The sequence below is a fragment of the Rhodobaculum claviforme genome, from assembly GCF_016653255.1.
Taxonomy (GTDB): domain Bacteria; phylum Pseudomonadota; class Alphaproteobacteria; order Rhodobacterales; family Rhodobacteraceae; genus Rhodobaculum; species Rhodobaculum claviforme.
The window spans coordinates 1-5,148 of the sequence record NZ_NHSD01000089.1; the positions used below are offsets into that span (position 1 = coordinate 1).

5 protein-coding genes are annotated in these 5,148 nt (G+C 71.5%); 2 read left to right on the top strand and 3 right to left on the bottom strand.

Going from position 1 to position 5,148, the window contains the following annotated elements; translation table 11 throughout:
- The first annotated feature begins 236 nt into the window (after positions 1-236).
- Positions 237-941 carry an SDR family NAD(P)-dependent oxidoreductase gene (locus CCR87_RS01570; RefSeq protein ID WP_201155576.1) on the top strand — a complete coding sequence of 235 codons (705 nt, stop codon included), beginning with the start codon at positions 237-239 and terminating at the stop codon, positions 939-941.
- Here the strand turns inward: CCR87_RS01570 and CCR87_RS01575 are convergent.
- The 3 genes from CCR87_RS01575 to CCR87_RS01585 form a co-directional block, all read right to left on the bottom strand.
- Positions 938-1,690 carry a metallophosphoesterase gene (locus CCR87_RS01575; RefSeq protein WP_201155577.1) on the bottom strand — a complete coding sequence of 251 codons (753 nt, stop codon included), beginning with the start codon at positions 1,688-1,690 and terminating at the stop codon, positions 938-940. The genes CCR87_RS01570 and CCR87_RS01575 overlap by 4 nt on opposite strands.
- A 7-nt stretch (positions 1,691-1,697) precedes the next feature.
- Entirely contained in the window at positions 1,698-3,293 is a 1,596-nt protein-coding gene (gene serA, locus CCR87_RS01580; RefSeq protein WP_201155578.1) for a phosphoglycerate dehydrogenase, read from the bottom strand.
- Positions 3,294-3,357: 64 nt separating this feature from the next.
- Complete coding sequence (locus CCR87_RS01585; protein WP_201155579.1) at positions 3,358-4,515, bottom strand: phosphoserine transaminase; 1,158 nt, start codon at positions 4,513-4,515, stop codon at positions 3,358-3,360.
- Positions 4,516-4,699: 184 nt separating this feature from the next.
- Between CCR87_RS01585 and CCR87_RS01590 the strand changes: the two genes are divergently transcribed.
- A partial coding sequence (locus CCR87_RS01590) for an amidase family protein (protein WP_242511794.1) occupies positions 4,700-5,148 on the top strand: 449 nt, incomplete at its 3' end.

Consider the following 5,148-nt stretch of genomic DNA (forward strand, 5'->3'; position numbering starts at 1 on the left):
CCGGATGCCGCCCCGCCCCCGCCGCGCTGGCGCCTGACCGCGCCGCCCGGCGCGACCGCGCTGTTCCGCACCGCGCCCGAGGCCGCCGGGCATCTGTGCGACATCGCCGAATTCCGCCCGCAGGTGCTGGGCCACACGCCGGAGGGGTTCCTCAGCCTGCGGCTGCATTTCTGAGGGCGGGTGCGCGGCCATTTTGTCCCCTTGCAAGCGCCGCCGTGGCCCGCCTAAAGAACCCCATGACCGAGCACACATCCCAAGATCCCGCCCCCCGTATCGCGCTTGTCCTGGGCGCTTCGCGCGGGCTCGGCGCGGCCATGGCCGAGGCGCTGGGCACCGCCGGCTGGCAGGTCGTCGCCGTGGCCCGCACCACCGGCGCCTTGGAGGAGCTGGACGACCGCATCCGCCGCGCGGGTGGCCCGGCCGCCACGCTTGCGCCCATGGACATCACCAGGGACGACGCGATGCGCACGCTGTGCCGTGGCATCCACGACCGCTGGGGCCGTGCCGATCTGTGGGTCCACGCGGCGGTGCATGCGCCCCCCCTCAGCCCTGCGGGCCATATCGCGGCCAAGGACTGGGACCGCAGCGTCGCGATCAACGTGCGCGCCACCGGCGTGCTGATCCCGATGATCGAGCCGCTGCTGAAGGCCGCGCCCGCCGGCACCGCGCTGTTCTTCGACGACGCCCAGGGGAGCAACCGTTTCCACGGTGCCTATGGCGCGACCAAGGCGGCCCAGGTCGCGTTGGCGCGGCACTGGCAGGGGGAGACCGCGCGCCTCGGCCCGCGCGTGCTGATCGAGACGCCGCCGCCTATGCCCACCGCTGTACGCGCCCGCTTCCGCCCCGGCGAGGACCACGGCCGCCTGACGCCCTGCGCGCAGGTCGCGGCCGGGATCATGGCGGCGCTGGGCCAGGGCGCAGCGGGTCAGGTGACGGGCTAGGCGTCGGGCGTGAGGGGCACGCGGCCCGCGTCCGTCAGGATGTGGACGCGGCGCCCCTCGAACACGGCGGCGGTGACCGGGCCCCCATAGCCGGCCCGGGTGTCCAGATCGACGCGGTTGCCGAAATGCGTCGCGCGCTCCAGCGCGGTGTGACCATGCACCACCAGCACACCGTGGTCACGGGGATCGGACAGGAACGGTTCGCGGATCCATGTCAGGTCGATGGGGTCCTGCGCCTCCAGATCGATGCCGGGGCGGATGCCGGCATGCACGAACAGCACCGGCCCGCGCCGATGCCACAGCGCGCACCCGGCCAGGAACGCCCGGTGCTCGGCCGGCACCCGTGCCACCGCATCGGCGTGCACCTTGGCCACCGGGCGGTCGGCCGGGTTCGCCACGCCATAGGACGCCAGCGTCGGCCCGCCCCCGATCGCCGGGTGCAGCCAGCTGTAGATCGGCCGCAGCATCGGGTCGCGCGCGGTCGGATCATCCAGGAACATGGTGAACAGCCGGTCGTGGTTGCCCAGCAGCACCCGCCACGGAGCGCCATCGGCGATCCCCGCCATCAGCCACGCGATCACGCCCCGGCTGTCCGGGCCGCGGTCCACCAGGTCGCCCAGATGGATCACCGGGGCATCGGCGTCGCCGGTGCGCGCGCGGTCGGCCGCGATCAGTGCGTGGGCCGCCCGCAGGCGGCCAAGCTGTCCATGGACATCGCCCACCGCATAGCTGCGTACGGGGTCATCCATGGCGGTGTCAGCCGACATCGAACACCAGCGGGCGGATCTGGCGGAACAGGCCCGTGGCGCGCAGCTCGTCCAGCACCGGCTGGGCGGGGGTTTCATCCAGGTACAGCAGCGCGATGGCGTCGCGCCCCTGTGCGCTGCGTCCCAGGGTGAAGTTCGCGATGTTCACCCCGTTGCGCCCCAGCGTCATGCCCAGCGTGCCGATGACGCCCGGCACATCGTCGTTGGTGGTATAGAGCATGTGGGCGCCGACCTCGGCGTCGATGGTGATGCCCTTGATCTGGATGAAGCGCGGCTTGTGGTCGGAAAACACAGTCCCCGCCAGCGAGCGTTCGCGATCCTCGGTCACCACGGTGACCTTGATGTAGCCGTCGAAGACGCCGGTCTTCTCCTGCCGGGTGGTGGACAGCGCGATGCCGCGTTCGCGCGCGATCACCGGCGCCGAGACCATGTTGACGTCCGGATTGGCCGCCCGCATCACCCCCGCGATCGCCGCGCAGTTCAGCGCCTCCAGGTTCATCCCCGCGACCGTACCGTCATAGAGGATGTTGAGCGCGGTGATCGGCTCGTCCGTCATCTGCCCGATGAACTCGCCCAGATGGGCGGCGAGCTTCAGCCACGGCCCCATCACCGCCGCCTCCTCGGCCGTGACCGAGGGCATGTTGAGCGCGTTCGACACCGCGCCCGTCAGCAGGTAGTCCGCCATCTGCTCGGCCACCTGCAACGCCACGTTCTCCTGCGCCTCGGTGGTCGACGCACCCAGGTGCGGGGTGCACACCACGTTGGGCATCCCGAACAGCGGGCTGTCGGTGGCGGGCTCCACCGCGAACACATCGAGCGCCGCGCCTGCGACGTGGCCCGAGCGCAACCCCTCGGCCAGCGCGGCCTCGTCGATCAGCCCGCCGCGGGCGCAGTTGACGATGCGCACGCCCTTCTTCGTCCTGGCCAGCGCGTCGGCCGACAGGATGTTGCGGGTCTTGTCCGTCAGCGGCACATGGAGGGTGATGACGTCGGCGCGCGCGATCAGCTCGTCCAGCTCCACCTTGTGGACGCCCAGCTTCACCGCGCGCTCCTCGCCCAGGAAGGGGTCATAGGCGATGACCTTCATCCGCAGCCCCAGCGCGCGCTCGGCCACGATGGAGCCGATGTTGCCGCAGCCGATCAGGCCCAGCGTCTTGCCCGTCAGCTCCATGCCCATGAAGCGGGATTTCTCCCACTTGCCGGCGTGGGTCGATGCGTTGGCCTCGGGGATCTGGCGGGCCAGCGCCATCATCAGGGCGATGGCGTGCTCGGCGGTGGTGATGGAGTTGCCGAAGGGGGTGTTCATCACGATCACGCCGCGCTTGGACGCCGCCGGGATGTCGACATTGTCCACGCCGATGCCCGCGCGGCCCACCACCTTCAGGTTCGGGGCATTTGCCAGCAGCTTTTCCGTGACCTTGGTGGCCGACCGCACGGCGAGGCCGTCATAGTCGCCGATCACCTGTGCAAGGCGCTCCTTGTCCTTGCCCAGGGTGGGGTCGAAGGTGACGTCGATGCCGCGGTCGCGAAAGATCTGCACGGCGGTTTCCGACAGCGCATCGGAGACGAGAACACGAGGTGCCATTGGGGCGCTCCTGTGGAAAATGGGGGGTGGCCCGGGCGGTGGGCCCGGGCGGGAAATGGGGGTGTCAGGCGTCGGCGGACTGCGCCGCGATCTCCGCGCGCATGGCCCAGCCGATCCAGGGCATCAGCGCCTCGATGTCCGCGGTTTCGACCGTCGAGCCGCACCAGATCCGCAGGCCCGGGGGCGCGTCGCGGTAGGCGCCGACGTCCAGCGCCACGCCCTCGGCCTCCAGCCGCTTGGCCACCGCCTTGGCGAATGCCGCCGCATCGCGGATCGCCGGGTCGGTGAAGGTCAGGCACACGCTGGTCGTGGAGGCCGTCGCGGGGTCGCGCGCCAGGTTCCCGATCCCCGGCGTGGCGGCGACGAACCGCGCCACCGCGCCCGCATTGGCCTCGGCCCGCGCGACCAGCGCAGGCAGGCCACCGATGGAGCGCGCCCAGTCCAGCGCGAGCAGGTAATCCTCGACGCACAGCATGGAGGGGGTGTTGATCGTCTCGCCCTTGAAGATGCCCTCGATCAGCTTGCCGCCCTTGGTCAGGCGGAAGATCTTGGGCAGCGGCCAGGGCGGGGTGTAGCTTTCAAGCCGGGCCACCGCGCGGGGGGACAGGATGATCATCCCGTGCGCGCCCTCGCCGCCCAGCACCTTTTGCCATGAGAACGTGGTTACATCCAGCTTGTCCCACGGCAGGTCCATCGCGAACGCCGCCGAGGTCGCGTCGCACAGCGTCAGCCCCGCGCGGTCGGCCGGGATCACGTCGCCCGTGGGGACCCGCACGCCCGACGTCGTGCCGTTCCAGGTGAAGCACACATCGGCGTCCCAGTTGACCGCCGACAGGTCCACGATCTCGCCATAGGGGGCCTCGCGCACCACCGCGTCGAGCTTGAGCTGCTTGATCGCGTCGGTGACCCAGCCCGCGCCGAAGCTTTCCCAGGCCAGCATCTCGACGGGCCGCGCGCCCAGCATGGTCCACATCGCCATCTCGTAGGCGCCGGTGTCCGAGGCGGGCACGATCGCGATGCGGTAGTCGGCGGGCACGCCGAGGATCTCGCGCGTGCCGTCGATCGCGGCCTTCAGCCGGGCTTTGCCGACGGCGGCGCGGTGCGACCGACCCAGCGGGGCATCGGCCAGCGCGTCCAGACGGAATACGGGGGGTTTGGCACAGGGGCCCGAGGAAAAGCGCGGGTTCGCCGGCCGCGTGGCCGGGGGGGTCAGGTCGTCCATGGTATCCTTCCAGATATTCGCCCCCTGGTGGGAGGGGGTGGCCCATCTCCGCGCTTACGGCAATCCGGGTCACTCAGGCAAGCGGCAATATCGCACACCCCGCGCATCCGCGCCCTGCCGCGCGGGTTGACAACCGTGCCGCCGCCGCGCCCTCTGGGCCGCACACCCGATGATCGGAGCGCGCATGACCCCCTGGACCCTGACCGCCACCGACCTTGCGGCCCGCATCGCCGCCCGCGAGATCACCGCCCGCGACGCGGTGGAGTCCACGCTGGAGCGGCTGGAGGCGGTGAACCCCACCCTCAACGCCGTGGTCATGCGCTGCGACCACGAGGCCCGCGCGGCCGCCGACGCGGTGGATGCGGCGCTGGCGCGGGGGGATCGCGTGGGACCGCTCGCGGGGGTGGCGGTGACGGTCAAGGTCAATGTGGACCAGACGGGCCACGCCACCACCAACGGGCTGCGGGTGAACGCGGGCGCGGTGGCCGAGGTCGACAACCCCGTCGTCGCCAACCTGCGCCGGGCCGGGGCGGTGATCGTGGGGCGCACCAACGCGCCGGCGTTTTCGCTGCGGTGGTTCACCCGCAACAGCCACCACGGCGCGACGCTGAACCCGCGCGACCAGGGGCTGAC

Bases quoted from the DNA above. Each gene is read 5' to 3' on its own strand.
- CCR87_RS01570 (WP_201155576.1), top strand. From the start codon at position 237: ATGACCGAGCACACATCCCAAGATCCCGCCCCCCGTATCGCGCTTGTC.
- CCR87_RS01575 (WP_201155577.1), bottom strand. From the start codon at position 1,690: ATGGATGACCCCGTACGCAGCTATGCGGTGGGCGATGTCCATGGACAG.
- serA (WP_201155578.1), bottom strand. From the start codon at position 3,293: ATGGCACCTCGTGTTCTCGTCTCCGATGCGCTGTCGGAAACCGCCGTG.
- CCR87_RS01585 (WP_201155579.1), bottom strand. From the start codon at position 4,515: ATGGACGACCTGACCCCCCCGGCCACGCGGCCGGCGAACCCGCGCTTT.